The 15,039-nt window shown below is 69.7% G+C and carries 15 protein-coding genes; 8 read left to right on the top strand and 7 right to left on the bottom strand.

Going from position 1 to position 15,039, the window contains the following annotated elements:
• Positions 1 to 48 precede the first annotated feature (48 nt).
• Positions 49 to 2,670 (bottom strand): DUF3772 domain-containing protein, encoded by a 2,622-nt coding sequence (locus V5F67_RS00075; protein ID WP_394021035.1) that lies wholly within the window; start codon positions 2,668 to 2,670, stop codon positions 49 to 51.
• On the opposite strand from V5F67_RS00075, the gene V5F67_RS00080 reads away from it, so the two are divergent.
• The 3 genes from V5F67_RS00080 (at position 2,665) to V5F67_RS00090 (ending at position 4,881) form a co-directional block, all read left to right on the top strand.
• A complete protein-coding gene (locus V5F67_RS00080; RefSeq protein ID WP_394021034.1) occupies positions 2,665 to 2,835 on the top strand; it encodes a hypothetical protein in 171 nt (56 codons plus the stop codon). The genes V5F67_RS00075 and V5F67_RS00080 overlap by 6 nt on opposite strands.
• Positions 2,836 to 2,919: 84 nt before the next feature.
• The gene (gene dapE, locus V5F67_RS00085; protein WP_394021033.1) at positions 2,920 to 4,095 is read left to right on the top strand and encodes a succinyl-diaminopimelate desuccinylase; all 1,176 of its coding nucleotides are present in this window, start codon (positions 2,920 to 2,922) and stop codon (positions 4,093 to 4,095) included.
• Between the two features lie 24 nt (positions 4,096 to 4,119).
• Positions 4,120 to 4,881, top strand: coding sequence for an alpha/beta hydrolase (locus V5F67_RS00090; RefSeq protein WP_394021032.1), 762 nt, complete (start codon positions 4,120 to 4,122; stop codon positions 4,879 to 4,881).
• A 25-nt stretch (positions 4,882 to 4,906) separates the two neighbouring features.
• Here V5F67_RS00090 and V5F67_RS00095 read toward each other — a convergent pair whose 3' ends face one another.
• The 3 genes from V5F67_RS00095 to V5F67_RS00105 form a co-directional block, all read right to left on the bottom strand.
• Positions 4,907 to 5,470, bottom strand: a complete 564-nt coding sequence (locus V5F67_RS00095) for a queuosine precursor transporter (protein WP_394021031.1) — start codon at positions 5,468 to 5,470, stop codon at positions 4,907 to 4,909.
• 38 nt (positions 5,471 to 5,508) lie between these two features.
• Positions 5,509 to 5,808, bottom strand: coding sequence for a 50S ribosomal protein L28 (gene rpmB, locus V5F67_RS00100; RefSeq protein ID WP_394021030.1), 300 nt, complete (start codon positions 5,806 to 5,808; stop codon positions 5,509 to 5,511).
• A gap of 399 nt (positions 5,809 to 6,207) precedes the next feature.
• A complete protein-coding gene (locus V5F67_RS00105; protein WP_394021029.1) occupies positions 6,208 to 7,128 on the bottom strand; it encodes a LysR family transcriptional regulator in 921 nt (306 codons plus the stop codon).
• A gap of 152 nt (positions 7,129 to 7,280) precedes the next feature.
• Here V5F67_RS00105 and V5F67_RS00110 point away from each other — a divergent pair, with 152 nt between their 5' ends.
• The 5 genes from V5F67_RS00110 (at position 7,281) to mmsB (ending at position 11,799) form a co-directional block, all read left to right on the top strand.
• A complete protein-coding gene (locus V5F67_RS00110; protein WP_394021028.1) occupies positions 7,281 to 8,777 on the top strand; it encodes a CoA-acylating methylmalonate-semialdehyde dehydrogenase in 1,497 nt (498 codons plus the stop codon).
• Between the two features lie 100 nt (positions 8,778 to 8,877).
• Complete coding sequence (locus V5F67_RS00115; RefSeq protein ID WP_394021027.1) at positions 8,878 to 9,105, top strand: FitA-like ribbon-helix-helix domain-containing protein; 228 nt, start codon at positions 8,878 to 8,880, stop codon at positions 9,103 to 9,105.
• The gene (locus V5F67_RS00120) at positions 9,102 to 9,530 is read left to right on the top strand and encodes a type II toxin-antitoxin system VapC family toxin (protein WP_394021026.1); all 429 of its coding nucleotides are present in this window, start codon (positions 9,102 to 9,104) and stop codon (positions 9,528 to 9,530) included. Before V5F67_RS00115 ends, V5F67_RS00120 begins: the two co-directional genes overlap by 4 nt.
• A 2-nt stretch (positions 9,531 to 9,532) precedes the next feature.
• The gene (locus tag V5F67_RS00125; RefSeq protein ID WP_394021025.1) at positions 9,533 to 10,675 is read left to right on the top strand and encodes an isobutyryl-CoA dehydrogenase; all 1,143 of its coding nucleotides are present in this window, start codon (positions 9,533 to 9,535) and stop codon (positions 10,673 to 10,675) included.
• A gap of 224 nt (positions 10,676 to 10,899) precedes the next feature.
• On the top strand, positions 10,900 to 11,799 hold the full coding sequence (gene mmsB / locus V5F67_RS00130; RefSeq protein WP_394021024.1) for a 3-hydroxyisobutyrate dehydrogenase: 900 nt from the start codon (positions 10,900 to 10,902) through the stop codon (positions 11,797 to 11,799).
• Positions 11,800 to 11,820: 21 nt separating this feature from the next.
• Here mmsB and V5F67_RS00135 read toward each other — a convergent pair whose 3' ends face one another.
• From V5F67_RS00135 to sdhA, 3 genes are all read right to left on the bottom strand, one after another.
• On the bottom strand, positions 11,821 to 12,174 hold the full coding sequence (locus V5F67_RS00135) for a DUF805 domain-containing protein (protein ID WP_394021023.1): 354 nt from the start codon (positions 12,172 to 12,174) through the stop codon (positions 11,821 to 11,823).
• 160 nt (positions 12,175 to 12,334) lie between these two features.
• Positions 12,335 to 13,120 carry a succinate dehydrogenase iron-sulfur subunit gene (locus V5F67_RS00140; protein WP_394021022.1) on the bottom strand — a complete coding sequence of 262 codons (786 nt, stop codon included), beginning with the start codon at positions 13,118 to 13,120 and terminating at the stop codon, positions 12,335 to 12,337.
• A gap of 83 nt (positions 13,121 to 13,203) precedes the next feature.
• Positions 13,204 to 15,039 (bottom strand): succinate dehydrogenase flavoprotein subunit, encoded by a 1,836-nt coding sequence (sdhA, locus tag V5F67_RS00145; protein ID WP_394021021.1) that lies wholly within the window; start codon positions 15,037 to 15,039, stop codon positions 13,204 to 13,206.

Raw genomic sequence — 15,039 nt, forward strand, 5'->3', positions numbered from 1 at the left:
ACCAGGGCGGCCATCTGGCGCCGCCCGGGTTGAGGAAGCGTTAGCGCCTCACGCGTCCGGAGGATCGCGCTCCGGCGCGGGGGGCACCATGTCGGCCGGGGCACGGGCGAGTGCCGCCCAGGGCTGGGACGCCATGACGATGCCGGCCTTGCGGAAGCGCGCGAGCAGCTGGAAGTGCAGGTCGCTCTTCACCGTCAGGCCGTAGTCGACGTTCGCCACCACGCAGCGCAGCTCGAACACCATGCCCGCGTCGACGAACTTCGACAGGAACACGCGCGGCGGCGGCTTCTGCAGCACCTGCGGATGGTCGCAGGCGCAGGAGACCAGGATGTCGCGCACCTCCTCCGGGTCAGCGTCGAACGTGACGTTCACGGTGACGATGACGCGTCCGGAGGTGTTGGAGTGCGTCCAGTTCTTCACCATGCCGGTGATGAGGTCGGTGTTCGGCACGATGACGGTGGCGCGCTCGAAGGTCTCGATCTCCGTGGAGCGCACGGAGATGCGGCGCACATAGCCCTCCTCGCCCTTCACATTGATGGTGTCGCCCACCCGGATCGGCCGCTCGGCGAGCAGGATCAGGCCGGAGACGAAGTTCGAGACGATGGACTGGAGGCCGAAGCCGATACCCACCGAGAGCGCGCCGGCGACGATGGCGATGCTCTCCAGGTTGATGCCCAGCTCGCCCACCGACAGCATGATCGCGACGATCACGCCCACATAGCCAAGGATGGTGGCGATCGAGGATTGCAGCGACGGCTCCAGCCCGGTGCGCGGCAGGATCGCGGTGGCGACCCAGCGCTGGAGCCCGCGCGCGAGCACCAGGCCGAGCAGCAGCAGCCCGACCGCCGAGAGCACGCTCCAGAGCGTGATGGTGGTGCTGCCGATGCGCACGCCGAAGGAAACGCGCTCCACCGTGTCCATCACGTCGGCGGTGGAGGTGCCCCAGCTTCCTGCGATCAGGAACGCCGCCACCACGAACAGCAGCAACTTGAGCAGGCCGGCCAGCACGACGCCGATGAGTTCCAGGCTCTCGGGCTTGAGGCCGAGCGTGGTGGACATGGCGCGCGAGCGGTGCGTCCCGCGTGCGAGCCCCTCCGTGAAGAAGGCGTCGATCAGGCCGTAGAGCACATAGAGCCCGCCGAGCACCGCGGCGGCGATCACGAGGCGGGCGGCGACGAAGGCGGCGAAGCTCACATAGCCCGAAACCAGCGCGCCGATGAGGAAGGCGACCACCAGCCAGGCGAGGAAGCGCACCCAGGCGAGCCGTGCGGTGCCGGCCGCGCTCGCCGTGGTCTCGCTCGCCGCCTCCGGCGGCGCGCCCTCGGCCGGCGCGGGAACGTCCGTCTCGGCCTTGCCGAGATTGACGAGGAAGCGGGCGAGAAAGGCGCCGATCAGCAGCGCCATCACCGCGCTCGTCACCACGGTGAGGCCGACGGGCGCGAACAAGGCACGGTGCGCCGCGTTCAGGAAGGCGGCGATGGAGAGCGCCCATACCGCGAACGAGAAGTAGCGGAAGGCGATGCCGGCGGCCCGGTCGCTGAGGCCCGGCAGGCGCCGCCACGGCTCGCCGGGAGCCAGCAGGGCGCGGCCGATGCCGTTGCCCACCGCCTTGATGATGATCGCCACCGTGAGGCCGCGCACCAGCTCCTCGGCGCGCGGGGGGATCACGTCGAAGCCGTTGGCGAACGCCACCGCCGCGACCGTGGCCAGCGGCGCCACCAGCGCTTCCAGGAAGAACACCTTGATGGCTTCGCGCGCCGACCTCAGGCGCGAGAAGTGCTCGCCCCCGGGGGACTGCGGCGTGCGCAGGCGCACGCGCGCGAAGCGGCCGAGCGCCACCACCAACGCGGCGATGGCCAGGGCGCCGAGCGCGATGCCGATGACCGCGAGGCGCCCCTGGCGCTGGGTGGCGAAGCTGGTCCAGTCGCTGGCGAGATAGGTGAGCGCGCGCCACTCCCCCGCGAGCCCGGCGAAGGCGCTGGTCCACAGCGCCGGATCGAGCACCGAGACCGAGCGCTCGAACAGCTGCCCCGTGAACAAGGCGCGGCGACGGCCGGCGATGCGCTCGGCGACCTCGTCGGCCCGGCCGACCAGCGCCCGGTTCTGCTTCAGCGCGGCGTCGAGCTCGGCGGACAGGCGCTGCAGGCGCTCGCGGTCGGTGCTCGCGGTCGGGTCCTCGGGGGCGGCGCCCTCGGCGGGCTTGGGACCGAGCTCCTCCAGCCGCGACTTGGCCGCGGCGAGGCGCGGCGCGATCTCCTCCGAGCGCGCGATCAGCTCGCGCCGCGTCGGGTCGAGCCGCTGGCGCAGATCGTCGAGATCGGAGCTGCGCAGCCCTTCCACCGCGAGCGACGCCTCGATCGCGTCGAGCACCGCGCGGCCCGCCTCCATCTTCTCGCGTGCCGCCTGGACCGCGGCATCCGGCGGGAAAACGGCCTTCTTCGGCGTCGCGGGCGCAGCCGGGGCGGTGCCGCCGGCCGGAGCCCCGCCGCCCTGCGCCTGTCCCTGTCCCTGTCCTTGACCCTGCTCCGGCGGGTGGGCCGGCGCCGAACCCTCAGCCGGCGCCTGCCCCTGGACCGGTGCGGCGGTCTGGGCGTGGACGCCGGGCGGCGCCACGGACAAGGCGAGGAACAGAGCGGCGCCGAGCGCCGCCGCAGGCTTCAGAAGGTGCATCAGTTCGATCTCCGGGCGGCGTTCCTGTCGCCCGAAGGCGGCATCCTCATGGCGGCGCGGCCGAAAAGCGCGCGCCCGATCCCCCGCGCGGCGGTTGATTTTGCTGGCGTCCACAGGCCGCTTGCCGCTAATTCGGACCATGACGAAGATCGCCCGATCGGCTGAACGATCGGCTTTCCTGAAGTTCGGGGCGGTGCCGCCCGGTCGCGGCCCGGCGGCACGCGGCTCCGAAGGACGAGGATGCTCTTGATGCTGCCCGCTCCCGCCGTCAAGGCCGATCTCCCGCCCGATCCCGCCGATCCCGTGGTGCTCGCGCGGGCGCTCATCCGCGCCCCGTCGGTGACGCCCGACGCAGAGCCCGCCATGGCGCTGGTGGCGGACGTGCTCGCCGCGGCGGGATACGCGGTGGAGCGGCTCGACTTCGCCGACCACGGGCCGCGCGTCGCCAACCTCTACGCCCGCATCGGCGAGGGGGCTCCGAACCTGTGCTTCGCCGGCCATGTGGACGTGGTGCCGCCGGGGGACGCCGCCGAATGGCGCCACGGCCCGTTCGCGGGCGATGTGGCGGAGGGCCTCCTCTATGGCCGCGGCGCGGTGGACATGAAGGGCGCCGTCGCCGCCTCCATCGCCGCCGCCTTGCGTTACGGAAGGCCGCAGGCCGGCTCGCTCTCCTTCCTCATCACCGGCGACGAGGAGGGCCCGGCGCTTGACGGCACCGTGCGGGTGGTGGAGGCGCTGAGGGCGCGCGGCGAGCGGGTCGATGCCTGCATCCTCGGCGAGCCGACCAATCCTTCGGCCATGGGCGACGCCTTCAAGATCGGCCGGCGCGGCTCGCTCTCCGGCATCCTCACGGTGGAGGGAAAGCAGGGCCACGTCGCCTACCCGCACCTCGCCGACAATCCGATCCCGCGCCTCGTCAGGCTCATTGCCGCGCTCACCGCCGCACCGCTGGACGAGGGCTCGGACTTCTTCCCGCCCTCCAACCTCGAGGTGGTCTCGGTGGACGTGGGCAATCCGGTGTTCAACGTCATTCCGGCCCGGGCGGAGGCACGCTTCAACGTGCGCTTCAACGACCATTTCACGCTCGCGAGCCTCCAGGCGGAGATCCGCCGCCGGCTCGGCGCCACCGGCCTTGCCCACCATCTCGCCTTCCGGCCGGGCGCGAGCGAGAGCTTCCGCACCGAGCCGGGCCCGTTCGTGGACATGGTGCGCGCGGCGGTCGAGGCGGTGACGGGCCGGGTGCCGGAAGCCTCCACCTCCGGAGGCACCTCGGACGCGCGCTTCATCAAGGATCTGTGCCCGGTGATCGAGTTCGGGCTCGTGGGCCGCACCATGCACCAGGTGGACGAGGCGAGCCCGGTGGCCGACATCGTCGCGCTCACCCAGGTCTATGAGCGCATCATCCGGAGCTATTTTGCCCGCTGACGGCGGGACTTCGAGAGCAACCCCATGATCGAGAACGAGATTTCGAGCCGCCTCCCGGTCGAGGGCAGCGAGATCGCGGTGCGCACGCTGCCCGGACGGGCACCCGGCGTGATGTGGCTGGGCGGCTTCAAGTCGGACATGACCGGCACCAAGGCCGAGCACCTCGCCCGCTGGGCGGCGGCGCGCGGCACCGCCTATGTGCGGTTCGACTATTCCGGCCATGGCGCGTCGGGTGGGCGGTTCGAGGACGGCACCATCTCCCGCTGGCTCGCCGAATCGCTCGCGGTGTTCGACCGGGCCACGGCCGGCCCGCAGGTGCTGGTCGGCTCCTCCATGGGCGGCTGGATGGCGCTGCTCCTGGCGCGAGCGCTAGCGTCGCGCGGCGAGAAGCGGCTCGCGGCGCTGGTGCTGATCGCGCCGGCGCCGGATTTCACCGAAGCCCTGATGTGGGAGCGCTTCCCGCCGCCGGTGCGCCAGCTGATCGAGACCTCGGGCCGGTTCCTGAAGCCGTCCCTCTATGGCGAGGACCCTTACGTCATCACCCGCGACCTGATCGAGGACGGCCGGCGCCACCTGCTGCTCGGCGCGCCGTTCGCCGTGGGCTGCCCGGTGCGCATCCTCCAGGGCGCCGCGGACGAGGACGTGCCATGGGAGCACGCCATGCGGCTCGTCTCGTGCCTCGCCGAGGACGACGTGGTGTTCTCGCTGGTGAAGGACGGCGACCACCGCCTGTCGCGGCCGGAGGACCTGGAGCGCCTCATCGCGGCGCTGGAGGAATTCGTCTGAGGCGGCTGAGGCGGGCCGCCCGCCTTCAGGCCCGCGCCATGCGCGCGGAAAACGCGGGCATGCGGGCGATGAGCCACCGGTAGGGCACGAGGAAGAGCGCCACCATGGCGAGCTTCACCAGATAGTCCACCACGGCCCAGTTGGCCCAGGGCAGGCCGGTCCCGGCGAAGGCGAGCGAGAAGAAGATCGCCGTGTCGAGCGCCGACGAGACCACGCCCGAGGCGAGCGGCGGCAGCCACCAGGCGCGCGCCCTGAGCCGGTCGAACACGGTGGCGTCAAGGAGCTGGGCCGCGAGGAAGGCGGAACCGGACGCGAGCGCGATGCGCGGCGTCGCGAGGACGGCCGAGAGCGCCACCGCCAGCGCGAAGCCGGCATAGATCACCCGCCGCGTCCGAGCGAGGCCGAGGCGCCGGTTCGAGAGGTCGTTCACCAGGAAGGTGAAGGGATAGGTGAAGGCGCCGAAGGTGAGCCAGTCCTGAAGCCCGAACGGCGTGAAGGGGTGCTGCACCAGGATATTGGCGGCGAGCACCGTGGCGCACATGACAAAAACCGCGAGCGCGAACGCCCGCGGTTCGGACTTCAAGAGCATGACGGCGTCTCCGGCACCGGCGATGGCCGGCGCTGGCCTCAGGCCGCGGAAGCGGATTCGGCGCTCGCCTTGGCGATCTGGCGCTTCAGCTCCAGGGCGCGCGGGGACAGGTCCTCGTCGCGGGCCTTCTTCAGGAAGGCGTCGAGGCCGCCGCGATGATCCACGCTCTTGAGCGCGTTGGCGCTGACGCGGAAGCGCACGGAGCGCTTCAGGGTCTCGCTCTCGAGCGTGACGTTGCACAGGTTCGGCAGGAACCGGCGCTTGGTCTTGCGGTTCGAGTGGCTCACGAGGTTGCCGCTCAGAACCGCCTTGCCGGTCAGGTCGCACCGCCGGGACATGGCGAAAGTCCTTTGTTCTTCGTGTCACGCGGGGAACGCAGCCGGGGCCAGGCGACCCTCGTGCACTCACCCGCTCTATCGGGAAGCGGCTCCTATAGGGGGAGAGGGGGGCTCACGTCAAGGTGGGCGGTGCGGAGCCGCGTGTTCCGTCGCTGCCGCAGTGTTAGCATTATGCTAACAGAAGCCATCAGGGAGATCACATATAGCCGGGCGGCGCTGAAATCCTTGATGCGCATGCCAGCCAATGTGTCTCGGACAATCCGCGCGAAGATCGAGCAGTACGCCTGCGACCCCGCCTCGCTCGCCAACAACGTCTCCGCGCTGAAGGGCGAGCCGGGCTGCTTCGGGATAGTCAAACTCGCCGAATAAATTTCGACCCTCGCTGGCAATGTCGCTCCCTCACCCCGGCAGCAGCACCCCGCGCGCCTTCTGCGCCGCCTCGACGATGAAGTCCGCCGCCACGCGGATGCGGGCCAGCTCGCGCGTGTCGGGATGGGTGAGGAGCCAGAAGGTGCGCGTCAGGCCTACCTCGTCGTGCAGCACCGGGACCAGGTCCTCCGGCCCGTCGCCCAGGAACTGGTCGGCGATGAAGGAGTGCATGACGCACACGCCCGCCCCGGCCCGCGTCGCCATGAGCTGGGCGGCGACGCCGGAACTCTTCAGCCGCACCCGGATGTCCTTGGACACCAGCGGCACGTAGTTCAGCTTGGGATCGTAGATCAGGTCGTCCACGTAGCCGATGAAGTCGTGGCTCGCGAGCGCGGCGCGGCTCTCGATCGGCCCGTGGCGGTCGAGATAGGCCCGCGAGGCGTAGAGCCTGAGGCCGTAGTCGGCGAGCTTGCGGGCATGCACGCGCCCCTCCTTCGGGCGGCTCACCGAGATGGCGATGTCGGCCTCGCGCTTCGACAGCGAGAACACGCGCGGCATGGGCAGGAGCTGGATCTCCAGGTCCGGATGGAGCGCGGCCAGCGCGCCGATGCGCGGGGCCAGGAAATAGCTGCCAAAGCCGTCCGGCGTGCCGATCCGCACCGTGCCCGAGACGCCGCGGTCTGAGCCCGCGATCTGCGCCTGGGCGCCAAGGGCGATGGTCTCCATCGCCTCGGCCGAGGCCAGCAGCCGCTCGCCCGCGGCGGTGAGCGCGTATCCCGCCGGCAGGCGATCGAACAGCCTGGCGCCGAGCGCGGCCTCCAGCGCGCCGATGCGCCGCGACACCGTGGAATGCTCCACCTTCAGCCGCGACGCCGCCACCGTGAGCCGGCCCGCCCGCGCCACGGCGAGGAAGAAGCGCAGGTCCGACCACTCGAAATCCGACGCGCGCACCGCCCGCCTCCTCTATTTTCGCACAGCAAAGGTGCAAGAATTGCCGTAGATGTGCGTAAAAGGATAGCGCATTGTGCCGGCAAGAACGCTGCCCCCAGAGGCCTGCGCGCCAGGGCGGCCGGAAACGCTTTTCCCAGGAAGGACATCGCATCATGCGCGAGATCGGCCATTTCATCGGTGGCAAGCACGTGCCGGGCACGTCGGGCCGCCATGCGGACGTGTGGCAGCCCATGACCGGCGAGGTGATCGCCCGCGTGGCGCTTGCCTCCAAGGACGAGATGGCCGCCGCCGTCGCCAACGCCAAGGCCGCCCAGCCGGCCTGGGCCGCCACCAATCCCCAGCGCCGCGCCCGCGTGCTCATGAAGTTCCTGGAGCTGGTGCAGCGCGACTATGACGCGCTCGCCGAGCTGCTCGCCCGCGAGCACGGCAAGACCGTGCCCGACGCCCGCGGCGACATCCAGCGCGGGCTCGAGGTGATCGAGTTCGCGGTCGGCATCCCGCACCTCATGAAGGGCGAGTACACCGACGGCGCCGGCCCGGGCATCGACATCTACTCCATGCGCCAGCCGCTGGGCGTCGTTTCCGGCATCACGCCGTTCAACTTCCCGGCCATGATCCCCATGTGGAAGTTCGGCCCCGCCATCGCCTGCGGCAACGCCTTCATCCTGAAGCCGTCCGAGCGCGATCCCGGCGTGCCCATGCACCTCGCCGAGCTGATGCTCGAGGCCGGCCTGCCGCCCGGCATCCTCAACGTGGTGAACGGCGACAAGGAGGCGGTGGACGCCATCCTCGACGATCCCGACATCCAGGCCGTGGGCTTCGTGGGCTCGTCCGCCATCGCCCAGTACATCTATGCCCGGGGCGCGGCCAACGGAAAGCGGGTCCAGGGCTTCGGCGGCGCCAAGAACCACATGATCATCATGCCCGACGCGGACATGGACCAGGCGGTCGACGCCCTGATCGGCGCCGGCTACGGCTCCGCCGGCGAGCGCTGCATGGCGATCTCGGTGGCGGTGCCGGTGGGCGAGACGGCCGCCGAGGCGCTGATGGACAAGCTCGTCCCGCGCGTCGAGAACCTGAAGATCGGCCCCTCCACGGACGGCTCCGCCGATTTCGGCCCGCTCGTCACCCGCGAAGCGGTGGACCGCGTGAAGGGCTATGTGGACCTCGGCATCCAGGAAGGCGCCAAGCTCGTGGTGGACGGCCGCGGCTTCAAGATGCAGGGCTACGAGAACGGCTTCTACATGGGCGGCTGCCTGTTCGACCATGTGACCGCCGACATGCGCATCTACAAGGAGGAGATCTTCGGACCGGTCCTCTCCGTGGTGCGCGCGCCGGAGTACAAGGAAGCCCTGCGCCTCGCCAACGACCATGAATACGGCAACGGCGTCGCCATCTTCACCCGCGACGGCGACGCGGCACGCGACTTCGCCTCCAAGGTCCAGGTGGGCATGGTGGGCGTCAACGTGCCGATCCCCGTGCCGCTCGCCTACCACACGTTCGGCGGCTGGAAGCGCTCCGGCTTCGGCGATTTGAACCAGCACGGCCCGGACGGCGTGCGCTTCTACACCAAGACCAAGACCGTCACCTCCCGCTGGCCCTCCGGCATCAAGGACGGCGCGGACTTCGTCATCCCCACCATGGGGTGAGCGCGCGTCCCGCCTGCCTCGGCGGGGGCGTGGATATTCTCCTTGCAACCGAAATCCCGTGCTATCATTTTTGATAGCACGGGATCGGAAGGAGACGATCATGGCCCAGGTGCTTGTGCGCAACATTCCCGACGAGACCCTCAACGTCTACCGGGAGCGGGCGAAGCGGAACGGCATCTCGCTGGAGCAGGAGATTCGCAACCTCCTGGAGAAGAACCGGCCGTTCACGAAAGAAGAGCGGATGGCTGTGACACGCCATCTGCATTCCAAGACGCTGAAGGTCTCCCCTCCGCTGACGTTGGATGAAATCCGCGAAGGCCTTGAATGAGCCGCGTCGTCCTGGTCGATGCCAGCGTAGCGGTGAAGTGGCTGGTACAAGAGCAACATGTGGCGAAGGCCATCATGCTTCTCGACGAAGCCGACGAGATCACGGCACCACAGATTCTGTTTGGGGAGGTCGCTAACGCGCTCTGGAAGAAAGTGCGGCGGGCGGAGATCGCAGCGGATACAAGCCTTGATGCGATCCGCCTTCTTCAGAGCTACATCCACGTCGTCCACCCGATCGAAGAATTTTTAACGGAGGCGTTGACCATGGCCTGCGCGGTGGACCACCCAATCTATGACTGCCTCTACATTGCCTGCGCCCGCGGACTCAATCTCCCCCTCGTCACCGCCGATGCCCGCCTCATCCGCAAGTTCTCCTCATCGCCCTACGCCGCCTCCATCCTCCCCCTCGACCAGTGGCGCCCCTGACCATGTTCACGCTCTCCGAGGACCAGATCGCCATCCGCGACATGGCGCGCGACTTCGCCAATGTCGAGCTCGCGCCCTACGCCGTGGAATGGGACGAGAAGAAGCACTTCCCGAAGGACGCCCTGCGCGCCGCCGCCGCGCTCGGCATGGGCGGCATCTACGTCAAGGAGGACGTGGGCGGCTCCGGCCTCTCGCGGCTCGACGCGGCGCTCATCTTCGAGGCCCTCGCCACCGCCTGTCCCGGCACCTCGGCGTATCTCTCCATCCACAACATGTCGACCTGGATGATCGACCGCTTCGGCGACGACGACCAGCGCCGCCGCTGGGTGCCCAAGCTCGCCTCCATGGAGCATTTCGCGTCCTACTGCCTCACCGAGCCGGGGGCGGGATCGGACGCGGCGGCGCTGAAGACGAAGGCGGTGCGCGACGGCGACCATTACATCGTCGACGGGCAGAAGCAGTTCATTTCCGGCGCCGGCGAGAGCGACGTCTACGTGGTCATGGTGCGCACGGGCGCCGAGGGGCCGAAAGGCATCTCCACCTTGGTCATCGAGGCGGGCACGCCCGGCCTCTCCTTCGGCGCCAACGAGAAGAAGATGGGCTGGAACGTGCAGCCCACCCGCGCCGTCATCTTCGAGGGCCTGAGGGTGCCGGTGGAGAACCGCATCGGCGCCGAGGGCGAGGGCTTCAAGATCGCCATGGCCGGGCTCGACGGCGGACGCCTCAATATCGGCGCCTGCTCGCTGGGCGGGGCGCAGGCGGCGCTGGAGAAGACGCTGTCCTACATGCGCGAGCGCAAGGCGTTCGGCAAAAGGCTCGACGAGTTCCAGGCGCTGCAGTTCCGCCTCGCCGACATGGCGATCGAGCTGGAGGCCGCGCGCACCTTCCTGTGGCGCGCGGCGGCCGCGCTCGATGCCAAGGCGGCCGACGCGACGCAGCTCTGCGCCATGGCCAAGCGCGTCGCCACCGACCGCGGCTTCGAGGTGGCGAACGAGGCGCTGCAATTGCACGGCGGCTACGGCTACCTTTCCGACTACGGCATCGAGAAGATCGTGCGCGACCTCAGGGTCCACCAGATCCTCGAAGGCACCAACGAGATCATGCGCCTCATCGTCTCCCGCGCCCTCATCGCGCAGGGGAATTGAGGCGCGCAAGACGGGCCGTCATCCCCCTTGGGCGGGGGATCCATGCTGGGGCCGGGCTGGCGCCTCCGGCCTGGACCGTGGGCAGGCGGCCGCGTGGATGCCCCGGACGAGCCGGGGCATGACGGTATGACAAGACAAGCGAGTTGATAAATCAATCGGCCCCGACAAGCTCCCAGGCACGGCTTTCGCCAGGAGCGCGGGACGCAATCCGGGAGGGAACCATCATGGCCACCATCGCATTCATCGGCCTCGGCAACATGGGCGGGCCCATGGCGTCGAACCTCATAAAGGCGGGCCACGAGGTGATCGGCTTCGATCTCTCCGCCGCCGCCATCGACGGCGCCAAGGCGCGCGGCATCGCCGTCGCGCCGGGCGCGAAGGAGGCGGTGGCGCAGGCGGACGTGGTGGTGACCATGCTGCCCTCCGGCAAGCATGTGGTGGGCGCCACCGGCGGGCCGGACGGCCTGCTGGCCGCCGCCAAGCCCGGCGCGCTGTTCATCGACAGCTCAACCATCGACGTGGCCTCGGCCCGCGCCTTCCACGAGGCGGCGAAGGCCTCCGGCCATCCGAGCGTCGACGCCCCGGTCTCCGGCGGCGTGGGCGGCGCGGAAGCGGCGACGCTGACCTTCATGGTGGGCGGCACCGACGAGGCGTTCGGCGCGGCGCGGCCCTTGCTGGAGGCCATGGGCAAGAAGATCGTGCATTGCGGCGGCGCCGGCGCGGGCCAGGCGGCGAAGATCTGCAACAACATGATCCTCGGCATCTCGATGATCGCGGTCTCGGAGGCGTTCGTGCTGGGCGAGAAGCTCGGCCTCTCGCACCAGGCGCTCTACGACGTCGCCTCCACCTCGTCGGGCCAGTGCTGGTCGCTCACCACCTATTGCCCGGTGCCGGGCCCGGTGCCCACCAGCCCCGCCAACCGCGACTACGTGCCGGGCTTCGCCGCCGCGCTGATGCTGAAGGACCTCAAGCTGTCCCAGGAAGCAGCCGAGACGGCCGGCGCCGCGACCGCGCTCGGCGCGGCCGCCACCGCCCTCTACACGGCGTTCGCCGCCGAGGGGAACGAGGGCAAGGACTTCTCCGGCATCATCGAGTGGGTGCGCACCCGCACCGACGAGACCTGATCGCGTCCCGCGCCGCCGCCCTCATGCGGGCGGCGGGCCGAAGCGGTTCTCGTTCGGCTCGGTCGGCTGCACCCAGAAATACAGCAGCACGAAGAAGCCGATGATGGTGAGCAGCAGCAGCTGCCACCAGCCGGTGCGGTCGATGTCGTGCAGGCGCCGCGCGCCGACCGCGAGGTTCGGCAGGATGAGGGCGAGCGTCAGCAGCCCGTGCAGGGTGTCGGCCGCGGTGTCGGAGATGGAATAGCCCACCAGCGCCGCCGCCGCCGAGACCAGGAAATTGAACAGGTAGAACCACCAGAACTCGCTGCGCGAGGCACGCCCGCTGAAGGTGGCGTACTGGCGAAAGCAGCTGCCGATCGATTCCTGGAACGTCATCGCCCCTCCCCGCGCCGCAGTCGCGGCGCCCGCCTGCGGCCGGCACCGGTGTGGCCGGCCGCCGTCAAGGTTAGAGCGCGGGGCGAGGGAAGAGAAGCCGTCCGCCGCCGCCGTCCCCACAGAGCGCGGGACGGCGGACCGGCAAGCGGGAACGCGCCCGTCAGATCTGGCGCTCGACCATCATCTTCTTGATCTCGGCGATGGCCTTGGCCGGGTTGAGGCTCTTCGGGCACGCCTGGGCGCAGTTCATGATGGTGTGGCAGCGATAGAGTCGGAAGGGGTCTTCCAGATAGTCGAGGCGCGTGCCGGCGCGCTCGTCGCGGCTGTCCTTGAGCCAGCGGGTGGCCTGGAGCAGGGCCGCCGGGCCGAGATAGCGGTCGCCGTTCCACCAGTAGCTCGGGCAGGAGGTGGAGCAGCAGGCGCACAGGATGCACTCATAGAGGCCGTCGAGCTTCTCGCGGTCCTCCTTCGACTGGCGCCACTCCTTCTCGGGGGCGGCGGTGTCGGTCTGGAGCCACGGCTCGATGGAGGCGTGCTGGGCGTAGAAGCGGGTGAGGTCCGGCACCAGGTCCTTCACCACCGGCATGTGCGGCAGCGGGTAGACCGTGACCGCGCCCTTCACCAGCACCTCGTCCATGCCCTTGGTGCAGGCCAAAGTGTTGGTGCCGCCGATGTTCATGGCGCACGAGCCGCACACGCCCTCGCGGCAGGAGCGGCGGAAGGTCAGCGTCGGGTCGATCTTGTTCTTGATGTAGATCAGGCCGTCCAGGACCATCGGCCCGCAGTCCTCGCGGTCCACGTAGTACGTGTCCATGCGCGGGTTGCGGCCGTCGTCCGGGTTCCAGCGATAGATGCGGAACTCGGTGAGCGTCTTGGCGCTCGCCGGCTTCGGCCACACCTTGCCGGCGGTGACCTGGGAGTTCTTCGGAAGGGTGAGCTCAACCATGGCACGTCCTGGATCGCTGGAGCGGCAGCCGCCCGCAGGAATTGGCCGCGACCGCGCCACTGCGCGGCCGCGTCAGCAAGGGCTCAGTACACGCGCTTCTTGGGCTCGATGTACTGGATGTCGTTCGACAGCGTGTAGGTGTGCACCGGACGGTCGTCGAGGCGCACGGCGCCGGACGCCGTGTCGAAGTACGACAGGGTGTGCTTCATCCAGTTGTGGTCGTCGCGCTCGGGGAAGTCCTCGCGCGCGTGGGCGCCACGGCTCTCCTGGCGGCTCGCCGCGCTCTCCATGGTGACGATCGCCTGGGAGATCAGGTTGTCGAACTCCAGGGTCTCGATGAGGTCGGAGTTCCACACCAGCGAGCGGTCGGTGACGCCGATGTCGCTCGCGCCCTTGTAGACGTCGTGGATGAGCTTGCGGCCCTCCTCCAGCACCTCGCCGGTGCGGAAGACGGCGCAGTTGTTCTGCATCACCTTCTGCATGTTGAGGCGCAGCTCGGCGGTGGGGGTGCCGCCGGAGGCATGGCGGAACTTGTCGAGGCGGCCCAGCGCGAGGTCGGCGCTGTTCTCGGGCAGCGGGCGGTGCTTCTCGCCCGGCTTCACCAGCTCGGCGGCGCGCAGGCCGGCGGCGCGGCCGAACACCACGAGGTCGATCAGCGAGTTGGAGCCGAGGCGGTTGGCGCCGTGCACCGACACGCAGGCCGCCTCGCCGATGGCCATCAGGCCGGGCACCACCTGGTCCGGATCGCCCTGGCGCTTGTCCAGCACCTCGCCGTGATAGTTCGTGGGGATGCCGCCCATGTTGTAGTGCACGGTCGGGATCACCGGGATCGGCTCGCGCGTCACGTCCACGCCGGCGAAGATCTTCGCGCTCTCCGAGATGCCGGGCAGGCGCTCGTGGAGGATGGCGGGGTCGAGATGGTCGAGGTGCAGGAAGATGTGGTCCTTGCTCTTGCCGACGCCGCGACCCTCGCGGATCTCCATGGTCATGGAGCGCGAGACCACGTCGCGGGAGGCGAGGTCCTTGGCCGAGGGGGCGTAGCGCTCCATGAAGCGCTCGCCCTCGGAATTGGTGAGGTAGCCGCCCTCGCCGCGGGAGCCCTCGGTGATGAGGCAGCCCGAGCCGTAGATGCCGGTGGGGTGGAACTGCACGAACTCCATGTCCTGCAGCGGCAGGCCGGCGCGCAGCACCATGCCGCCGCCGTCGCCGGTGCAGGTATGGGCCGAGGTGGCGGAGAAGTAGGCGCGACCGTAGCCGCCGGTGGCCAGCACCGTGAGGTGGGCGCGGAAGCGGTGGATGGTGCCGTCGTCCATCTTGATGGCGACGACGCCGCGGCAGCGGCCGTCCTCGTCCATGATCAGGTCGATGGCGAAGTATTCGATGAAGAATTCGGCCGTGTGCTTCAGCGCCGCCCCGTAGAGGGTATGCAGCATGGCATGGCCGGTGCGGTCGGCGGCGGCGCAGGTGCGCTGGGCGGTGCCCTTGCCGAAATGCGTGGTCATGCCGCCGAACGGGCGCTGGTAGATCTTGCCGTCCTCGGTGCGCGAGAACGGAACGCCCCAGTGCTCCAGCTCGTAGACGGCGGCCGGCGCGTTGCGCACGAGATATTCGATGGCGTCCTGGTCACCCAGCCAGTCCGACCCCTTCACGGTGTCGTACATGTGCCATTCCCACTTGTCCTCGCCCATGTTGGCGAGCGAGGCGGCGACGCCGCCCTGGGCGGCCACCGTGTGGGAGCGGGTGGGGAACACCTTGGTGATGCAGGCGGTCCTGAGGCCCGCCTCGGAGCAGCCCACGACCGCGCGCAGGCCGGCACCGCCGGCGCCGACGACCAGCACGTCGTAGGTGTGATCGGTGATGGGATAGGCGGCGCCGTTCACTGCGGGTGCGGCTGAGCCGTTGGTTGCCGTGTCGGCCAT

The organism is Xanthobacter pseudotagetidis (genome assembly GCF_043194795.2).
GTDB lineage: Bacteria > Pseudomonadota > Alphaproteobacteria > Rhizobiales > Xanthobacteraceae > Xanthobacter > Xanthobacter tagetidis_A.

What these genes read in the sequence shown, in the direction of transcription:
- V5F67_RS00075 (WP_394021035.1), bottom strand. Translation starts at nt 2,670, where the DNA reads ATGCACCTTCTGAAGCCTGCGGCGGCGCTCGGCGCCGCTCTGTTCCTC.
- dapE (WP_394021033.1), top strand. Translation starts at nt 2,920, where the DNA reads ATGCTGCCCGCTCCCGCCGTCAAGGCCGATCTCCCGCCCGATCCCGCC.
- V5F67_RS00090 (WP_394021032.1), top strand. Translation starts at nt 4,120, where the DNA reads ATGATCGAGAACGAGATTTCGAGCCGCCTCCCGGTCGAGGGCAGCGAG.
- V5F67_RS00095 (WP_394021031.1), bottom strand. Translation starts at nt 5,470, where the DNA reads ATGCTCTTGAAGTCCGAACCGCGGGCGTTCGCGCTCGCGGTTTTTGTC.
- rpmB (WP_394021030.1), bottom strand. Translation starts at nt 5,808, where the DNA reads ATGTCCCGGCGGTGCGACCTGACCGGCAAGGCGGTTCTGAGCGGCAAC.
- V5F67_RS00110 (WP_394021028.1), top strand. Translation starts at nt 7,281, where the DNA reads ATGCGCGAGATCGGCCATTTCATCGGTGGCAAGCACGTGCCGGGCACG.
- V5F67_RS00115 (WP_394021027.1), top strand. Translation starts at nt 8,878, where the DNA reads ATGGCCCAGGTGCTTGTGCGCAACATTCCCGACGAGACCCTCAACGTC.
- V5F67_RS00120 (WP_394021026.1), top strand. Translation starts at nt 9,102, where the DNA reads ATGAGCCGCGTCGTCCTGGTCGATGCCAGCGTAGCGGTGAAGTGGCTG.
- V5F67_RS00125 (WP_394021025.1), top strand. Translation starts at nt 9,533, where the DNA reads ATGTTCACGCTCTCCGAGGACCAGATCGCCATCCGCGACATGGCGCGC.
- mmsB (WP_394021024.1), top strand. Translation starts at nt 10,900, where the DNA reads ATGGCCACCATCGCATTCATCGGCCTCGGCAACATGGGCGGGCCCATG.
- V5F67_RS00135 (WP_394021023.1), bottom strand. Translation starts at nt 12,174, where the DNA reads ATGACGTTCCAGGAATCGATCGGCAGCTGCTTTCGCCAGTACGCCACC.
- V5F67_RS00140 (WP_394021022.1), bottom strand. Translation starts at nt 13,120, where the DNA reads ATGGTTGAGCTCACCCTTCCGAAGAACTCCCAGGTCACCGCCGGCAAG.
- sdhA (WP_394021021.1), bottom strand. Translation starts at nt 15,039, where the DNA reads ATGGCCGACACGGCAACCAACGGCTCAGCCGCACCCGCAGTGAACGGC.